Here is a 402-nt window from a genome sequence, read left to right as displayed (position 1 = left end):
GGGTAGTCGACCGCCTCCGCGATGTCCTCGGCGTGGACCCAGCACTCGAAGGCGCGGTCCAGCATCGCGTCGTGGAGCGGCAGCGCGAAGTCGCCGTAGGCCACCTCCAGTTTGCCCGCGGTGCTGCCGGTGAAGGACACCGTGCGGACGAGGTCGTGGCTCTGCTCGCGCCAGGGGGCCCGTACGGAACGGGTCGGCGGGAAGTGCGACGCCCGCCAGTAGGCCTCGGTGCGGCCGGACGGCGTGGGCGCGTCCGCGGGGGCCTTGCCCAGCGGGTCGTCGAGGCCCAGGGAGACCGCGACGAGCCCGTCGACCGACAGCAGGTGGGCGATGACCCCGGCGACCGTCGTACGGCGGCTCGTGGGCTCGTCGGCGTCGAACCAGCGCAGTCTGACCGGGGCG

General features: G+C 74.1%; 1 protein-coding gene. It reads right to left on the bottom strand.

The annotated features are described in order from the left end of the window. A partial coding sequence (locus EHS43_RS45980) for a maleylpyruvate isomerase N-terminal domain-containing protein (protein ID WP_369009085.1) occupies positions 1-402 on the bottom strand: 402 nt, incomplete at both ends.

The sequence above is a fragment of the Streptomyces sp. RP5T genome (assembly GCF_003933965.1).
In the GTDB taxonomy this organism is placed as follows: Bacteria; Actinomycetota; Actinomycetes; order Streptomycetales; family Streptomycetaceae; genus Streptomyces.
This window is presented reverse-complemented; position numbering and strand designations above follow the sequence as displayed.